We start from the raw sequence: 17232 nt of genomic DNA, 5'->3' as shown, positions 1-17232 counted from the left end.
AGCTCTGCCATGGTGCTTCATAGTATTAACTTATCGCGCTGCCCGGCTAGCGCAAAAAGATACGGCCTTTCAGATACAACGTGGCCTGACCGGCGATCAACACGCGATCGCCCTTCAGTTCACAGCGCAGATCGCCGCCACGATACGACACCTGACGTGCGTTCAGTGACGTTTTACCCAGCTTTTCGCTCCAGTAGGGGATCAACATGCTGTGCGTGGATCCGGTAACCGGATCTTCCGGCACCCCTTCGCCCGGGCAGAAAAAGCGGCTGACGAAGTCATAGTCTTCTCCAGGCGCCGTTACGCAGACCATTTTCCCCAGCGGAACCATTGCCGCGATATCTGGCGTGAGCGCCTCCACCTGCTGCTGGCTCTCCAGCACCACGATATAGTCTCGTCCGGCGCGTACCTCTTTCGCCTTTGTGATGCCCAGCGCGCTGAACAACGCTGCCGGGGGATTATCGACGGCCTCCGTCGGCCACGCAGGGAAATTCAGCGTCAGCCAGTCGCCGCTGCGCTTGACCGTCAGCTCGCCCACGAAGCGCGTGGTAAAATGAATTTCGGTATGCGGATAATCCAGATATTCAAAAATCACGTGTGACGCCGCGAGGGTCGCGTGTCCGCACAGGTTAATTTCGTGCAGCGTGGTAAACCAGCGCAGTTCAAACCCGTCGTCGGTTCGCACAAAAAAGGCGGTCTCGGACTGATTATGCTGCTGCGCCATTTTAAGCAGCGTCTCATCGGGCAGCCACTCCTCCAGCGGGCAAACCGCCGCCGCATTACCGCCAAACGCCCTGTCGCTGAAGGCATCCACCAGATAAAAATCAATTTCCTGCATTGTCTCTCCCTCTCTTGTTATCAGTTTTTAGCGCAGATACACCGTGCCTTTCAGGTAGCACGACGCCTGACCGCTCATCAGCACCCGTTCCCCTCTCAGTTCACAACGCACGTCACCGCCCCGCGCCGACACCTGACGGGCAAACAGGGTCGTTTTGCCCAGTGTTTCACTCCAGTAGGGGATCAGCATCGTGTGCGCGGACCCGGTGACCGGATCTTCCGGGACGGAAACGCCCGGTGAGAAGAAGCGGCTGACAAAGTCATATTCCCCCTCGCCCGGTGCCGTCACGCTAACTTTGTGCTCACCCGGTGTCATCGCAGACAGGTTCGGCATAAGGGCTTCAACCTGCTGGCGGTTTTCCAGGACGATCACCCACGCGCGCCCTTTACGGGCGTCAACGTAGTGGCGGATACCCAGCGCCGCGATCATCTCTGGCGGTGGCGTCTCTTTATGTGTCGGACACGCCGGGAAATCCAGCGTCATCCACTCTCCCTCCCGGCTGACCGTCAGGCGGCCAGATGCGGTGTCGAAGTGGATCCGCGAGTCGGGGTAATCCAGTTCATGAAACAGGACGTACGCGGCGGCCAAAGTGGCATGCCCGCAGAGATTGACTTCGGTGAGCGTGGTAAACCAGCGTAGCTCAATGCCCCCTTTGCTGCAGACGAAAAAGGCCGTTTCCGATTGATTATGCTGTTGCGCCATTTTCAGTAGCGTTTCATCGGGTAACCATTCTTTCAGGGGACAAACCGCCGCCGGATTGCCACCAAACGAAGTATCGCTGAACGCATCTACCAGATAAAAATCAATCTCCTGCATTGTCTTACCGCCTGTTTTTGTTGTGTTGTTCTTTTATATTCAATGAAAACACCCTCCCCGGCTACCGCTTTCACAAGGTAAATATTGAGATCTGTGTCACATAATGGTTGAGTTTTCGCCGTTTGACGTTTTAAGATCGTCTCCTCTTCTTTCCAGCAACGAATCTCCGACATCCCTATGACAACGAACACAGTTTCCCGCAGGGTTGCGTGGCTACGCGTGGTCACGCTGGCCATTGCCGCGTTTATTTTCAACACCACAGAGTTTGTTCCGGTTGGGCTGTTGTCTGACATTGCCGACAGTTTCCAGATGGAAACGGCTCAGGTGGGCATTATGTTGACCATCTACGCCTGGGTGGTGGCGCTGATGTCATTGCCGTTTATGCTGCTGACCAGCCAGATGGAGCGGCGCAAACTGCTGATCGGTCTCTTCGTGTTGTTCATCGCCAGCCATGTTCTGTCGTTTATGGCGTGGAATTTTACGGTGCTGGTCATGAGCAGGATTGGCATTGCATTCGCCCATGCGGTGTTCTGGTCAATCACCGCGTCGCTGGCTATACGCCTGGCCCCGGCGGGTAAACGCGCCCAGGCGCTGAGCCTGATTGCCACCGGCACCGCGCTGGCGATGGTGCTGGGTCTGCCGATTGGCCGTATCGTGGGGCAATACTTCGGCTGGCGTACGACCTTCTTCGCGATCGGCATGGGGGCACTGGTTACGCTGGTGTGTCTGATTAAGCTGCTGCCCGCGCTGCCGAGCGAACACTCTGGCTCGCTGAAAAGCCTGCCGCTGTTGATGCGTCGCCCTGCGCTGCTGAGTATCTATCTGCTTACCGTAATCGTGGTGACCGCCCATTACACGGCATACAGCTACATTGAACCGTTTGTTCAGGTGGTGGCAGGCTTTAGCGCCAATTTTGCCACCCTGTTACTGCTCATCCTCGGCGGTGCGGGCATAATCGGCAGCGTGCTGTTTGGCAAGCTGGGTAATCAGCATGCTTCCTTGCTTGTGAGCGGCGCCATTGGCCTGCTGCTCGCCTGCCTGCTGTTGCTGATGCCCGCCGCGGGCAGCGAAAACCATCTGGCGATCCTGAGCCTGTTCTGGGGCGTGGCGATCATGATCATCGGCCTTGGCATGCAGGTAAAAGTGCTGGCGCTGGCACCGGACGCGACGGACGTTGCCATGTCACTGTTCTCGGGGATATTTAATCTGGGCATCGGCGCGGGCGCGCTGGTGGGAAATCAGATTAGCCTTCATGTCTCGATGTCGGCGATTGGGTATCTGGGCGCTATTCCGGCCCTGGTCGCGCTTAGCTGGTCAGTGCTCATCTTCCGCAAATGGCCGGTGGCGCTGGAGGAACAGGGTCAGCACGGGTGACGTTTGTTTGTGCCGGGTGGCGCTGCGCTTACCCGGCCTACAAGCCTGTAATAACCCAGGCCGGGTAAGGCGAAACCGCCACCCGGCAATCACCTCAGTGGTAAGTTTTAATAATCTCCAGCACGCCGTTAATAATAAACTGCACGCCCATACAGACCAGTAAGAAGCCCATCAGACGTGAAATAGCTTCGATACCGCCCTTGCCTACCCAGCGCATAATCGCACCGGAACTGCGCAGTGACCCCCACACAATGATCCCGATAATCGCAAAAATCAGCGGTGGCGCAACCGTCAGGACCCAGTCCGGGAAGGTGGCGCTATCACGTACCGTAGAGGCGGAACTGATGATCATCGCGATGGTACCCGGCCCCGCCGTGCTCGGCATAGCCAGCGGCACAAAGGCAATATTTGCACTCGGTTCGCTTTCCAGCTCTTCGGATTTGCTTTTGGCTTCCGGCGACTCATGCGCTTTCTGCGCCGGGAACAGCATGCGGAAACCGATAAAGGCGACAATGAGTCCCCCGGCGATGCGAAGGCCAGGGATGGAAATCCCGAAGGTGTTCATCACCACCTGCCCCGCATAGTAAGCCACCATCATGATGGCAAACACATAGACGGAAGCCATCATTGACTGATGGTTACGCTCGGCGCTGTTCATATTCCCTGCCAGCCCGAGGAAAAGCGCCACCGTCGTTAACGGGTTTGCCAACGGCAGCAGCACCACCAGCCCAAGACTCACTGCTTTAATTAAATCCAACATAATGCATCGTCGTCCTTATCCATATTCATCCCCGCAAGTATAGGGGGAAAGTGTGACGTTAAGCCATCTGCGCAACGTAACGATTATTTTCCGTAAGTAAGGATAACCCTGAGTTATCTATATGATTTGAAAGCGTTCAAAAAAAGTTCATGAAACGTTTTAGCAATTCGTGGCATCGGCTGATTCATTCAGTTGACTTATACTTGCCTGAGCAATAATATCTGCCGTGACTAAACTACTTGCCAGGGCAACCATTGTGAAAAGCACCAGTGATATCTTTAACGACGTTGTTCCGCTGGGTCGTCTTATTCATATGGTTAACCAGAAAAAAGATCGCCTGCTCAATGACTATCTGTCACCGCTGGATATCACCGCAACACAGTTCAAAGTGCTGTGTTCCATTCGCTGCGAAGTGTGTATCACGCCGGTTGAGCTGAAAAAGGTGCTCTCTGTCGATCTGGGTGCGTTAACCCGCATGCTGGATCGTCTCGTCTGCAAAGGATGGATAGAACGAAGCCCTAACCCGAATGACAAACGCGGCGTGCTGGTCCAGCTCACCTGCGATGGCGCGGCCATGTGCGAGCAATGTCATCAATTAGTAGGACAAACACTGCATCAGGAACTAACAAAAAACTTAACGGCAGATGAAGTGGCAACCCTTGAGCTTTTGCTGAAGAAAATACTGCCGTAAACAGAAAAGAGGTATGACGATGTCCAGACGCAATACTGACGCTATCACCATTCATAGCATTTTGGACTGGATCGAAGATAACCTGGAATCGCCGCTCTCCCTTGAAAAAGTGTCAGAGCGTTCAGGTTACTCCAAATGGCACCTGCAACGGATGTTCAAAAAAGAGACCGGCCATTCACTAGGTCAATATATTCGCAGTCGCAAGCTGACGGAAATTGCCCAGAAACTGAAAGAAAGCAATGAGCCGATCCTTTATCTGGCAGAGCGTTACGGATTTGAATCACAGCAAACCCTGACGCGTACGTTTAAGAACTATTTTGACGTGCCGCCTCATAAGTACCGAATCACCAGCGTACCCGGAGAATCCCGATACCTGTATCCGTTAAAACATTGTAGTTAATCATCGCCTGTATAAGACGTAACCGAGGAAATCATGAAAGTTATCGCCTCCGCCGCCCTCGCCTTGCTGGTGCTGTTTTCCAGCCAGACCTTCGCGGAGCAAACCCCAGGTGCAACGCAGCAAAATAATCGTGGCACGATGATTTTGCCGTCAGCACATGACCAGTCACCCTATGATTTCAACCACATGGGGACTGGTAGCGACAAATCCGACGAATTAGGCGTGCCTTATTATAATCAGCACGGCTTCTGATTCGTTTTTGCCCCGCCACTGCGGGGCTTTTTTATGCTCTAGCCTCTGACGCGCGCCGCCCGCCGTACCCGCAAGCCAAACACGTTGATATACAGCCCCGCCATAATCAGCACGGCCCCCAGCAACTGCAGCGCGCTCAGCGTTTCATCCAGCAATAGCGCCGCACTGGCGAGCCCAACCACCGGCACCAGCAGAGACAGGGGCGCCACGCGCCAGGTTTCATAACGCCCCAGCAGCGAACCCCAGATCCCATAGCCCACAATCGTGGCGACAAAGGCCAGATAAATCAGAGAAAGGATCGTGGTCAAATCGATATCGACCAGGCTTCTCAGCATCACATCCGGACCATCCAGAATAAACGACGCCGCCAGAAACGGGATGACCGGAATTAACGCGCTCCAGACCACCAGCGACATCACCTGCGGCCGCGCCGCGTGCTGCATAATCAGCTTGTTGAAGATATTCCCGCACGCCCAGCTCAGCCCCGCCGCCAGCGTAAGCATAAAGCCCAGCAGCGCCACATCCTGACCATTCAGGCTGGCTTCAATCAGCACCAGTACGCCAAACACCGCCAGCGTAATCCCCGCCAGCTGTTTGCCCTGCAAACGTTCGCCAAATACGAACGCACCGAGAATGATGGTAAAGAACGCCTGCGCCTGCAAAACCAGCGAGGCAAGACCGGCAGGCATACCAAACTTGATGGCGCAGAAGAGAAACGCGAACTGGCCAAAGCTGATGGTCAGGCCATAGCCCAGCAGTAATTTGAACGGGATTTTTGGACGCGCAACAAAAAAGATCGCCGGGAACGCCACTAACATGAAACGCAAACCGGCCAGCATAAGCGGGGGCATATTGTGCAATCCCAGCTTAATGACGACAAAATTGAGCCCCCATACTACGACCACCAGCAACGCCAGCAGTCCGTCTTTACGCGTCATACCCTGCCCCTGAATTATTAATAATTTGTTAACACTTCAAGGTACCAGAAAAAAGGACGCTGCGAGAAGATCATTAATTCTGGCAGGCAGCTGAAGCACTTACGGATAAACCAGGTGCTATACAAGCCCCTTATGTCATGGTAATCCTGTTAACACACCTCTAATAAAAGCATAAGCAACTGTCGGGCAGAAATATGAAACCATCTCTCAGGCGCTCAACCGCAGCGCTGCTGGCATCGTCATTGTTGTTAACCATCGGTCGGGGAGCGACGCTGCCGTTCATGACCATTTATCTCACGCGCGTCTACAACATGAGCGTCGAGAATATTGGTTATGCCCTGACGATTGCGCTGACCATCGGCGTGGTGTTCAGCCTGGGATTTGGCATTCTGGCGGATAAGTTTGATAAAAAACGCTACATGCTGATTGCGATCGTGGCGTTTATTGCCGGATTTGTCGCGATCCCGCTGGTGGATAACGTCACGCTGGTGGTGCTGTTCTTTTCCCTGATCAACTGCGCCTACTCCGTATTTTCGACGGTGCTGAAAGCCTGGTTCTCCGACGTGCTCACCTCAAGCCAAAAAGCGCGTGTTTTCTCGCTCAACTATAGCTTCCTGAACATTGGCTGGACGGTCGGCCCGCCCATCGGCACCCTGCTGGTGATGTACAGCTTACAGCTGCCCTTCTGGCTGGCCGCTTTTTGCGCCGCGCTGCCGCTCGCGTTTATCCATTTCTTTGTGCAAAAAAGCGTCGCGCTGGATACCGCCGAGGAAAAAATGCCCTGGCAGCCGTCGGTGTTGCTGAAAGACCGCGCCCTGTTCTGGTTCACCCTCTCCGGCCTGCTCGCGTCGTACGTGGGCGGATCGTTCGCCAGCTGCATTTCGCAGTATGTTCTGGCCGCCCACGCCGACAGCGATTTCGCGCAGAAGGTCGTCGCCGTGGTGCTGCCCGTTAACGCCGCCGTGGTGGTGACGCTGCAATACGCGCTTGGGCGCAAGATTTCCGCCAGCAATATTCGCCCCCTGATGACCGCCGCGACGCTGTTTTTTATCCTGGGGCTGGGGGGCTTTATGCTCTCCGGGGAGAATCTGATTTACTGGGGTATCGCTGCCGCGATCTTTACGCTGGGTGAGATTATTTATGCGCCGGGTGAATACATGCTGATCGACAACATCGCCCCGCCGGGGATGAAGGCAAGCTATTTCTCCGCACAGGCGCTGGGCTGGCTGGGCGCGGCCGCAAACCCGATGATCACCGGGATTATCCTGACCAACCTGCCGCACTGGTCGCTGTTTGTGATTATGATGGTCGCCATCGTCATTGCGTGGCTGATGATTTTGCGTGGGATGAACGTGAAGGCGTGGTGCGAGTCACCCAAGGTAGCGTAGCAACTTGTAGGCCGGGTAAGCCGTAGCCGCCACCCGGCAATAAAGCATCAGTGGTGCAACATTTCTTCTACCACCTGCTCTTTGTACATCTCATTCGGATAATAGGTCGGCCAGTTATCCATCTCTTTCAGCAGCGCCTCGTGGGAGGTGTTGCCCATAAAAATATGGAAGTGCGAGGATGCTTTCGGCCCGATGGTATGGTCGCTGAACTGCACAAACTTCGGCGCCGTACTGCTGGCATCCTGACACTCAAACAGATAGCGAACGCCTTTTTTGCCTGACGCATAGGTCAGAATTTTGTAGCCGCTGTAATTATAATGGCAACGGCTAACCGCTTTGCCCTTGTGGAACTCCATCACGTTATTTTCAATGCCAATGGCATCCACGTCCGTCGCATAGCCTTTACGATAATAGGCTTTCACCTCGTCGAAGGTTTTGCTTTTATCCTTCTGCGCTTTCTGTTTGAAGACCGGATCCAGCGATCCATCCAGCAGGAAAGGATAAACGGACTGCCAGGTACCGTCCCAGTCAGACAGCGCTCTGTCCTTCACGTCTTTATCCTCAAACACGCCGTTCGCCGCTTTCTGCTCCGCTTCGGTCATCTGATGACCGTGCGAGTGCGCTAACAGCTGGCCGCTGACCAGCAGCGCCCCCAGAGTCATGATCCATTTACCAGCATGTGCAGCCAAAATAACCCCCTCATTCCGTTTTATAAGAATGAGAATGTTATATTATAACATTTCAAATCGCAACCAGCCCGCGAACGCCCTCCTGCGCCATGTTTTCCCCCCGTCCACGCTGGATAATGGTGCCGCGTGACATCAGGAGATAGCTGTCGGCCAGCTCGGCGGCAAAGTCGTAAAACTGCTCGACCAGCAGGATCGCCATATCGCCTCTGTTCGCCAGCGTGCGGATCACCTGGCCAATCTCTTTTATCACCGAAGGCTGAATGCCTTCCGTCGGTTCATCCAGAATCAGCAGCTGCGGGCGGCTTGCCAGCGCACGGCCAATCGCCAGTTGCTGCTGTTGTCCGCCGGAGAGATCGCCTCCGCGGCGGTGCTTCATCTCTTTGAGCACCGGGAAAAGCTGCCAGATCTCCTCCGGTACCTGCTTCGCCTCGCGGGCGGAAAAGCGCGACAGCCCCAGCAGAAGATTTTCTTCCACGGTCAGGCGCGGAAAAATCTCGCGTCCCTGCGGGACATACGCCACGCCAGACTGTACCCGCTGGTGCGGTTTGCTGTGGGTGATCGTCTTACCCTGCCAGATGACCTCCCCGGTTTTCGCCGGGATCAGCCCCATCAGACACTTCAGCAACGTCGTTTTCCCGACGCCGTTGCGCCCCAGCAGGCAGGTGACTTCTCCGGTGGCGGCCTCAAAACTGACGCCGCGCAGGATATGGCTGCCACCGTAATACTGATTCAGTTCGTTAACCTGTAACATCTTCTCTCCTTAGCGCCCCAGATAGACCTCAATCACCTGCTCGTTGGCCTGCACCTCGCGAAGCGAGCCTTCGGCCAGCACGCGTCCCTGATGCAATACCGTCACGTGGTCGGCAATGGTTTCGACAAAGCCCATGTCGTGCTCCACCACCATCAGGGAGTGCTTACCCGCCAGGGTTTTGAACAACTCGGCGGTGTATTCCGTCTCTGCGTCGGTCATCCCGGCAGCGGGTTCGTCCAGCAGCAACAGATGCGGATCCTGGACCAGCAGCATACCTATCTCCAGAAACTGCTTTTGCCCGTGCGACAGCAGCCCGGCGCGGCGATCGCGTTCGTTGCCAAGACGCAGTAAAACCAGCATCTCATCAATGCGATCGCGTTGCTCACCGTTGAGTTTTGCCCGCAGGCTCGCCCAGACGGATTTATCGGTTTTCATGGCGATCTCAAGGTTTTCCCAAACCGTCAGCGCCTCAAAGACCGTGGGTTTCTGGAACTTTCGTCCAATCCCCTGACGGGCAATAGCCGCAGGCTCCAGAGCGGTCAGGTCGATCGATTGATCGTAAATAGCCCTCCCGCTTTTTGGTCGCGTTTTGCCGGTGATCACATCCATCAACGTGGTTTTACCGGCTCCGTTGGGGCCAATCACGCAGCGCAACTCGCCCACGCCGATATTCAGCGAGAGATCGGTCAGCGCCTGGAAACCGTCGAAATTGACGTTAATGGCCTCAAGCTGAAGCACCGGATCCGTCTGGTCACGGTAGCGGTCGCCGGGCAACTGGCGGGTAAATAATCCTTCCGTTGGCTGCATTATTTCTCTCCCTTACGAAACAGACCGTAGACACCGCGTGGTAAGAACAGCGTGACGGCGATAAAAATCAGCCCCAGGAACAGCTGCCAGTACTCCGGCATGGCGACGGTGAAAAAGCTCTTCGCCCCGTTCACCAGCGCCGCGCCAATCACCGGCCCCACCAGCGTGCCGCGCCCGCCCAGCGCCACCCAAATGGCGGCTTCTATCGAGTTCGTCGGTGACATTTCACCGGGGTTGATAATGCCCACCTGCGGGACATAGAGCGCCCCCGCCAGGCCACACAGCACCGCGGACAGCGTCCAGACCAGCAGTTTGAACCCGCGCGGGTCGTAACCACAGAACGTCAGACGGTTTTCTGCGTCACGAACGGCGGTCAGGATTCGGCCAAATTTGCTTTTTGCCAGCGCAAATCCCGTCCCCAACGCCAGGAGCAGCAACAGTACGGTCGCCAGAAACAGTGCAATACGCGTGGAGGTTTCCGTCACCGAAAATCCGAGCAGCGTGGTAAAGCCGGTGAAGCCGTTATTGCCGCCAAAACCGGTCTCGTTGCGAAAGAACAGCAACATCCCGGCATAGGTCAGCGCCTGGGTCATAATCGAGAAATAGACCCCTTTGATCTTCGAGCGGAAGGCAAACCAGCCAAACACCAGCGCCAGCAGCCCCGGCACCATGACAATCAGCACCAGCGCCCAGGCGAAGTGTTGGGTGCCCCACCAGAACCACGGCAGCTCACTCCAGGAGAGAAATGACATAAACGCGGGCAGACCGTCACCCGCCGCCTGGCGCATCAGATACATGCCCATCGCATAACCGCCGAGTGCGAAAAAGATACCGTGCCCAAGAGACAGCATACCGGCATAGCCCCACACCAGATCGAGCGCCACCGCAACGGTGGCATAGCAGAGGATCTTACCCGTCAGCGTCAGCATCCAGGTCGATAACGCCAGCGGATGCGTTGCAGGCAGTAAGGCGAAAAACGGTAATATCAGCAGACACGCCACCAGCAGGCTGCCTGCGATCTGCGTTGTGCGTGGCGCTTTGCGCGCCAGCGTTAAGGTAAGCGGCTGGCTCATCAGTCAATAACCCTCCCTTTCAGCGCAAATAACCCCTGAGGACGCTTCTGAATAAACAGCACGATCGCCACCAGAATCACGATCTTGCCCAGCACCGCGCCCATCTGTGGTTCAAGGATTTTATTGAAAATGCCCAGACCAAAGGCCGCGGCCACGCTCCCTGCCAGCTGGCCCACGCCACCGAGCACCACCACCAGGAACGAGTCGATGATGTATCCCTGGCCCAGCTCCGGTCCGACGTTACCCAACTGCGATAATGCCACGCCGCCTAACCCGGCAATGCCGGAGCCCAGCCCGAATGCGAGCATATCGACACGCCCTGTCGGCACCCCACAGCAGGCAGCCATGCTGCGGTTTTGCGTCACCGCGCGCACGTTTAGCCCCAGACGGGTTTTATTCAGAATCAGCCAGGTAAAGAACAGTACCAGCAGCACAAAACCCAGCACCACAATACGGTTCCACGGCAGCGTCAGGTTGGCGAAAACCTGTACCCCGCCGGAAAGCCATGCCGGGTTCGCCACCTCCAGGTTCTGGGCGCCAAACGTCATGCGCACCAGCTGGATAAGCATCAGGCTGATGCCCCACGTTGCCAGCAGCGTTTCCAGCGGACGACCGTACAGATGACGGATCACGGTGCGCTCCAGCACCATTCCGATTGCCGCCGTCAGGCAGAACGCGACCGGTAAGGCGATAACCGGATAGAGCGCCAGCCACTGTGGCGCGAGGCTGGTCATGGCCTGCTGCACCATCCAGGTGGCATACGCGCCCAGCATCAGCATTTCACCGTGCGCCATATTGATGACGCCCAGCAGGCCGTAGGTGATAGCCAGCCCCAGCGCAGCCAGCAGCAGCACCGAACCGAGGGAAAGCCCCATAAACGCCTGACCCAGCAGATCGCCCCACATCAGGCGGTGCGTTATCTGGTTAAGGCTCTCTTCGGCAGCGGCGCGAACGCCGGCGTCCGGCTCGGTCTGCGCCTGGGTATACGGGGTGAGTCGGGACACCACGTCCGGATCGTCGGACTGGCCTAACAGTTCAGCAGCGTGGCGACGCACCTCCGCCTGCGGGCTTGCCAGCTGGAGATTCGCCACCGCCAGCAGCAGCGTCTGACGCGCTACCGCATCCGTTTCACGGTTTACCCGATTTTCCAGAAAAGCGAGCATCGCAGGTTGCGCATCTCGCTGCAGTTGACGGGCCGCCGCCCGCCTTTCCGTGACACTGTCACTTACGAGCTGATGCGTAGCGATAGCCGTGGCAGCAAGTACGCGCAGTCGGTTCGTCAGCCGTACCGCTTTGGTCTGCCCTTCAGTCGCCTTTGCTTCACCGAGGGGAACCATTCCGCCATTACGCTGCGCAAAAGCGTGCTTTTGGCTGTCGGTATACAGGTTTTCCTTTTGCAACGCCTGAAGCAGCGGCAGCCTGGCGGCATCCGGCGCGGCGGCCCACTGCGTCAGTAATTCCGCCTGCTGGGTGCGGCTGGCAGCAACGAAACGATCGGCATCCGATGCCTGCGCCATCCCTGGCAGCAGTCCGGTAAGCCATATAAGAGCGACGATCGTGCGCATGACGTTCATGGCTTGTCTCCCTGAGGTGATGGCTTAGTTGCTGGCGGTTTTCATCGGCTGGTCGGGCTTTTTGTCATTCCCGGCGATGAACGGACTCCACGGTTGTGCGCGGACCGGCTGTTCCGTCTGCCACACCACGTTGAACTGGCCGTTGCCTTCAATTTCACCGATCATGACCGGCTTATGCAGATGATGGTTGGTGGCATCCATGCTGAGCGTAAAGCCGGAAGGCGCTTTAAACGATTGGCCGGCCATTGCGGCACGCACTTTATCTACGTCGGTCGTGCCCGCTTTTTCCACCGCCTGCGCCCACATATGGATCCCTACGTAAGTGGCTTCCATTGGGTCGTTGGTGACGACAGTGTCGGCATTCGGCAGTTTGTGTGCTTTCGCATAGGCTTTGTAATCCGCCACGAAGGCCTGGTTAGTGGGGTTGTCCACGGACTCAAAATAGTTCCACGCCGCCAGGTTACCCACCAGCGGTTTGGTGTCGATACCGCGCAGCTCTTCCTCACCGACGGAGAACGCCACTACCGGCACGTCGGTTGCTTTCAGCCCCTGGTTTGCCAGCTCTTTATAGAACGGCACGTTGGAATCGCCATTGATGGTCGAGACTACGGCAGTTTTGCCGCCTGCGGAGAATTTCTTGATGTTGGCGACAATCGTCTGGTAGTCGCTATGACCAAATGGGGTGTAAACCTCTTCGATGTCCTTATCCTCAACACCTTTCGAATGCAGGAACGCACGCAGGATCTTGTTGGTGGTGCGCGGGTAGACGTAGTCGGTGCCCAAGAGGAAGAAGCGTTTCGCCGCGCCGCCGTCTTCGCTCATCAGGTATTCCACCGCCGGGATGGCCTGCTGGTTCGGTGCGGCACCGGTATAAAAGACGTTGGGTGACATTTCTTCACCCTCATACTGCACCGGATAGAACAGCAGGCCGTTCAGCTCCTCAAAGACAGGCAGCACCGATTTACGCGAAACGGAGGTCCAGCAGCCAAACACCACCGCGACTTTATCCTGGCTCAGCAGCTGACGCGCTTTCTCGGCAAACAGCGGCCAGTTTGAAGCGGGATCCACCACCACCGGCTCCAGTTTTTTCCCCAGTACGCCCCCTTTGGCGTTGATCTCGTCAATGGTCATCAGCGCGACATCTTTCAGCGGGGTTTCGGAGATGGCCATCGTGCCGGACAAAGAATGCATGATCCCCACTTTGATGGTATCGGCCGCCTGCACACCAAAACTCATTCCCATCGCCACGACGGACGCGGATAACGCAAAGGCTTTTAATAAGGTACGACGCTGCATATTTTCACTCCTGAAAAAGAACGCTGTGCAAAAACGTCCGTTACGGCATGGACGCGGAAAAAAAATGTGTCAGCGAAGCAGGAGCAAAAAGGATGCCAGAATGAACATTGCGCTATGGCGGGGGATTGAACGCGGGATGTAAAGAGAACGACTCAGAATGGCACAGCGCTGCACTTTTATAATGCAGCGCTGGGGCGGTGTTTTTACCAGACTTCACTGGCGATCTGTGTCACCAGACGGACTTTGTCCCACTGCTGAGTTTCACTCAGGCTGTTGCCCTCTTCGGTCGAGGCAAAGCCGCACTGCGGGCTGAGGCAGATCTGCTCTTTGGCCACGTATTTTGCCGCCTCTTCCAGACGGGCTTTAACCCCTTCCGGGTTCTCCAGCTCTCCGTTTTTGGTGGTTATCAGACCCAGCACCACCTGCTGCTTGCCCGGGCGAATAAAGCGCAGTGGCGCAAAATCACCGCTGCGGTCGTTATCATATTCCAGGAAGAAGGCATCTACGTTCACCGTACCGAACAGCACTTCCGCCACCGGCTCGTATCCCCCTTCCGAAATCCAGGTTGAACGGAAGTTGCCGCGGCAGACATGCAGCCCGATGGTCAGATCGTCCGGTTTACCTTCCAGCGCCTTGTTCAGCACGCGGGCGTAGATCTGCGCCAGCTCATCGGCATCATCGCCGCGCTCGCGGATCTGACGACGCTGATCGTCCGAACAGAGGTAGGCCCAGACGGTGTCGTCAAGTTGCAGGTAACGGCAGCCTGCATCATAGAAGGCCCGGATAGCGTCGCGCCAGGTGGTCGCCAGATCGTCAAAATAGACGTTCAGGTCCGGGTAAACCGTCGCGTCGATATCTTTGCGGCCGCCGCGGAAATGAAGGACGCTTGGGCTGGGAATGGTCATCTTCGGCTGCGCATTACCGCTGATGCTTTTCAGATAGCGGAAATCGTCCAGCATCGGATGATCGCCAAAGCCCAGCTTGCCGGTGACGCGCACGCCGTGGGCTTTGGTCTGTACCCCGTTGAACTGAATACCCTGCTGCGAATCGTAACGCTCAACCCCCTGCAGGCCATCGAAGAAATCGAAGTGCCACCAGGCACGGCGAAATTCACCGTCGGTCACCACATGCAGACCGCACGCACACTGCTGCTCGACGACGTGGCGAATGGCATCGTCCTCCACCGCGCGAAGCTGTGCGGCATCTATCTCACCGCTGGCGAACTTCAGGCGGGCCTGTTTAATGGCATCTGGACGTAAAAAACTGCCTACTACATCGGCGCGGTATGGGGCGTGCTGTCGTTGCATGGAAATCTCCTCTGTCTGACGGTAATAATTGCCGGCAGTGATAATTCATTATTTGAATCTTTAGACTTCTGGATGTCTAAATGTCCAAAAAAGATGTCATACCTCACCGGCTCCGGCAAACGAGAAAATTTCACGGGTGTTGAAAAAAATTCATCTTCACAGGGCGGAAACGGATCCCTGACTGGCAAACGCGTAGCGTTCATCTTCCCAGCCAGTGATCCCGCCCAGCATGATTTTGACCGGCAACCCGAGTCGCGCCAGCTTCAGCGCAGCCCTGTCCGCGCCGTTACAGTGCGGCCCCGCGCAGTAAACGACAAACAGCGTGCCGTCCGGCCACCGGGCCATGCGTTCAGCAGTAATCTGGCTCCACGGCATGTGCAGTGCGCCGGGGACATGACGACGGGCGAATTGTTCCGCACTCCCTACCACATGCAGCAGCACGAAGTCCTGCTCATGACTGGCGATGGCATGATGCACATCGGCACAGTCGGTTTCGACACTCAGGCGACGCAGAAAATGGGTAACGGCTTCCTGCGGCTCGGCAGCCGGAAATTCAGTAACATAGCTCATGATCCTTCCTCATCTTTGGCGTTTGTGTTAACACTACTCTATCCACAAATTCAGCCCATGAATGCGCTTGCTTATGCCAGAAAACAGCAAAAAGATGACAAACTTAAGACAGGTTTCCCGCCCTCAGGTGGTGGTGCTGGCGTATGACGGCCTCTGTACCTTTGAGTTTGGCGTGGCGGTTGAGATTTTTGGCCTGCCACGTCCTGAGCTGGGCGACGCCTGGTATCGCTTTGCTGTGGCAGGTGTGGATAGCGGAGAATTGCGGGCGACGGGCGGGATCCGCATGGTGACTGATGGTGATTTGAGCCTGCTTGAGTCTGCGGATCTGATCGTGGTTCCCGGCTGGCGGGGGCTGGACGCGCCGGTTCCCAGGGCCCTGTGCGACGCATTGAGTGAGGCCAGCGCTCGTGGATGCCAGCTGCTGTCCATCTGCTCGGGTGTGTTTGTGCTGGCCGCAACGGGACTGTTGAACGGGCGCAAAGCCACAACCCACTGGCGCTACATTGAGGCGCTTAAAGCCCGCTACCCTGACATCGACGTGGTTGAAGACGTACTCTATCAGGACGAGGGGGATATTCTGACTTCTGCTGGTAGCGCGGCGGGCATCGATCTCTGTCTGCACGTCGTCCGCCGGGATTATGGCATGGAAACCGCCAACAGCGTGGCGCGTCGGCTGGTTATTCCTCCCCACCGGGATGGTTCGCAGCCGCAACAGCTGAGCCGCCCGGTGGCACAGCTACGGGAGAGCCAGCGTCTGGGACAGCTGTTTGATTTCCTGCACAACCATCTCGTTGAACCGCACAGCGTCGACTCGCTGGCGCGTCGGGTGGGCATGAGCCAGCGTACCTTCCTTCGTCGCTTCGAGGCGGCAACGGGAACGACACCGTCGCGCTGGCTGATCAATGAGCGTCTGTTGAGAGCAAAAGATTACTTGGAAAGCAGTCGGTTGAGCATCGACAGCATCGCTGAACAGACCGGTTTTGGACAGGCGGCGACGTTGCGCCACCACTTTCGTCAGCAATTTGCCCTTTCGCCGGCCCAGTACCGCAAGCAATTTTCGCGTCCAGGTCCTGCCCGCTGAGGGATCCCCACAACATAATACCGACACAGACGCCCCTCTCCCTGAGGGAGAGGGCTGGGATGAGGGGCACATACGCGAAATGGCAAAAAAAAACCGCCATTATCTGGCGGTAAATGCTTGCATGGATAGATTTGTATTTTGGTCTCTACGTCCCCGACGCTCCATGGTCGGGCTGCGGATCCCTTACAAACTAACACTGATTAACTTAACGAAAGCTAAACAGCTCTATTAACTCGCCTTCGTGTTGATTTGCAAATAACGCATCAGACCCTGTTCGGCGCTCTGTTTTGCTTCATCATTAATCGCTTCGAGATAAAACGAACGCGAAACACCATAGGGGGCTTTTTCAGAAGGATACACCGCAAACTGGAATACTTTTCCTCTTGCCTGATGCAGGCAATCTAATTCCCAGCGCTGATCGTCTACTTGTTTGCTATTGCAGGCTACACGCCCGTAATCGCTGGTTAAATATGAACCAACACGGGTTTCTGCGGACTGAATATATTCTGGTTCGTCATTCCCGATATAGCGAACCCCTGCCGTAGCACCCACAGCAGCCACGAGGAGCGCAAACGCGATTATTTTTTTCATTTATTAAGACTCATTCCTTAGCCAGAGAATCCCTAT

Annotated in this window: 19 protein-coding genes; 6 read left to right on the top strand and 13 right to left on the bottom strand. The window is 56.2% G+C overall.

Annotated elements, in window-relative coordinates:
* Positions 1-46: 46 nt before the first annotated feature.
* Positions 47-838: a PhzF family phenazine biosynthesis protein gene (locus ACOTY9_RS02255; protein ID WP_023330414.1), complete on the bottom strand. Its 792-nt coding sequence runs from the start codon at positions 836-838 to the stop codon at positions 47-49.
* A gap of 27 nt (positions 839-865) precedes the next feature.
* Positions 866-1654, bottom strand: a complete 789-nt coding sequence (locus tag ACOTY9_RS02250) for a PhzF family phenazine biosynthesis protein (RefSeq protein ID WP_023337288.1) — start codon at positions 1652-1654, stop codon at positions 866-868.
* Positions 1655-1831: 177 nt separating this feature from the next.
* On the opposite strand from ACOTY9_RS02250, the gene ACOTY9_RS02245 reads away from it, so the two are divergent.
* Entirely contained in the window at positions 1832-3028 is a 1197-nt protein-coding gene (locus tag ACOTY9_RS02245) for a sugar transporter (protein ID WP_333109858.1), read from the top strand.
* A gap of 94 nt (positions 3029-3122) precedes the next feature.
* Here the strand turns inward: ACOTY9_RS02245 and ACOTY9_RS02240 are convergent, their stop codons facing one another.
* Positions 3123-3788, bottom strand: a complete 666-nt coding sequence (locus tag ACOTY9_RS02240) for a MarC family NAAT transporter (protein ID WP_014883826.1) — start codon at positions 3786-3788, stop codon at positions 3123-3125.
* Between the two features lie 256 nt (positions 3789-4044).
* On the opposite strand from ACOTY9_RS02240, the gene marR reads away from it, so the two are divergent.
* From marR to marB, 3 genes are read left to right on the top strand one after another with little or no spacing between them, the layout of a single operon-like run.
* Complete coding sequence (gene marR / locus ACOTY9_RS02235; RefSeq protein ID WP_348565504.1) at positions 4045-4479, top strand: multiple antibiotic resistance transcriptional regulator MarR; 435 nt, start codon at positions 4045-4047, stop codon at positions 4477-4479.
* A gap of 19 nt (positions 4480-4498) precedes the next feature.
* On the top strand, positions 4499-4879 hold the full coding sequence (gene marA / locus ACOTY9_RS02230; protein WP_008502237.1) for an MDR efflux pump AcrAB transcriptional activator MarA: 381 nt from the start codon (positions 4499-4501) through the stop codon (positions 4877-4879).
* Between the two features lie 33 nt (positions 4880-4912).
* Positions 4913-5131: a multiple antibiotic resistance protein MarB gene (marB, locus tag ACOTY9_RS02225; protein ID WP_014883824.1), complete on the top strand. Its 219-nt coding sequence runs from the start codon at positions 4913-4915 to the stop codon at positions 5129-5131.
* A gap of 38 nt (positions 5132-5169) precedes the next feature.
* On the opposite strand, the gene eamA is transcribed toward marB, so the two are convergent.
* Entirely contained in the window at positions 5170-6069 is a 900-nt protein-coding gene (gene eamA / locus ACOTY9_RS02220) for an O-acetylserine/cysteine exporter (protein ID WP_014883823.1), read from the bottom strand.
* A 194-nt stretch (positions 6070-6263) separates the two neighbouring features.
* Here eamA and ydeE point away from each other — a divergent pair, with 194 nt between their 5' ends.
* Entirely contained in the window at positions 6264-7457 is a 1194-nt protein-coding gene (gene ydeE, locus ACOTY9_RS02215; RefSeq protein ID WP_050863049.1) for an efflux MFS transporter YdeE, read from the top strand.
* A gap of 47 nt (positions 7458-7504) precedes the next feature.
* Here ydeE and zinT read toward each other — a convergent pair whose 3' ends face one another.
* The 8 genes from zinT to ACOTY9_RS02175 all read right to left on the bottom strand — a co-directional run bounded on the left by zinT (position 7505) and on the right by ACOTY9_RS02175 (position 15524).
* Positions 7505-8146, bottom strand: a complete 642-nt coding sequence (zinT, locus tag ACOTY9_RS02210) for a metal-binding protein ZinT (RefSeq protein ID WP_014883821.1) — start codon at positions 8144-8146, stop codon at positions 7505-7507.
* Positions 8147-8198: 52 nt separating this feature from the next.
* The gene (urtE, locus tag ACOTY9_RS02205) at positions 8199-8897 is read right to left on the bottom strand and encodes an urea ABC transporter ATP-binding subunit UrtE (RefSeq protein WP_014883820.1); all 699 of its coding nucleotides are present in this window, start codon (positions 8895-8897) and stop codon (positions 8199-8201) included.
* Positions 8898-8906: 9 nt separating this feature from the next.
* Entirely contained in the window at positions 8907-9704 is a 798-nt protein-coding gene (urtD, locus tag ACOTY9_RS02200) for an urea ABC transporter ATP-binding protein UrtD (RefSeq protein ID WP_023330407.1), read from the bottom strand.
* Positions 9704-10777 (bottom strand): urea ABC transporter permease subunit UrtC, encoded by a 1074-nt coding sequence (urtC, locus tag ACOTY9_RS02195; RefSeq protein WP_023337281.1) that lies wholly within the window; start codon positions 10775-10777, stop codon positions 9704-9706. The genes urtD and urtC overlap by 1 nt, the downstream gene beginning before the upstream one ends.
* A complete protein-coding gene (gene urtB, locus ACOTY9_RS02190) occupies positions 10777-12351 on the bottom strand; it encodes an urea ABC transporter permease subunit UrtB (RefSeq protein ID WP_047344234.1) in 1575 nt (524 codons plus the stop codon). Before urtB ends, urtC begins: the two co-directional genes overlap by 1 nt.
* Before the next feature lie 24 nt (positions 12352-12375).
* On the bottom strand, positions 12376-13647 hold the full coding sequence (urtA, locus tag ACOTY9_RS02185) for an urea ABC transporter substrate-binding protein (protein ID WP_177336797.1): 1272 nt from the start codon (positions 13645-13647) through the stop codon (positions 12376-12378).
* 203 nt (positions 13648-13850) lie between these two features.
* Complete coding sequence (locus tag ACOTY9_RS02180) at positions 13851-14954, bottom strand: cobalamin-independent methionine synthase II family protein (protein ID WP_023330403.1); 1104 nt, start codon at positions 14952-14954, stop codon at positions 13851-13853.
* Between the two features lie 156 nt (positions 14955-15110).
* Positions 15111-15524, bottom strand: a complete 414-nt coding sequence (locus ACOTY9_RS02175) for a rhodanese-like domain-containing protein (RefSeq protein WP_014883814.1) — start codon at positions 15522-15524, stop codon at positions 15111-15113.
* A gap of 73 nt (positions 15525-15597) precedes the next feature.
* Here ACOTY9_RS02175 and ftrA point away from each other — a divergent pair, with 73 nt between their 5' ends.
* Positions 15598-16605 (top strand): transcriptional regulator FtrA, encoded by a 1008-nt coding sequence (gene ftrA, locus ACOTY9_RS02170; protein ID WP_063666559.1) that lies wholly within the window; start codon positions 15598-15600, stop codon positions 16603-16605.
* A 228-nt stretch (positions 16606-16833) separates the two neighbouring features.
* Here ftrA and ACOTY9_RS02165 read toward each other — a convergent pair whose 3' ends face one another.
* Positions 16834-17196, bottom strand: a complete 363-nt coding sequence (locus tag ACOTY9_RS02165) for a hypothetical protein (RefSeq protein WP_023330401.1) — start codon at positions 17194-17196, stop codon at positions 16834-16836.
* Positions 17197-17232 lie beyond the last annotated feature (36 nt).

The organism is Enterobacter cloacae complex sp. SHL012 (genome assembly GCF_049237505.1).
Lineage (GTDB): Bacteria > Pseudomonadota > Gammaproteobacteria > Enterobacterales > Enterobacteriaceae > Enterobacter > Enterobacter kobei.
This window is presented reverse-complemented; position numbering and strand designations above follow the sequence as displayed.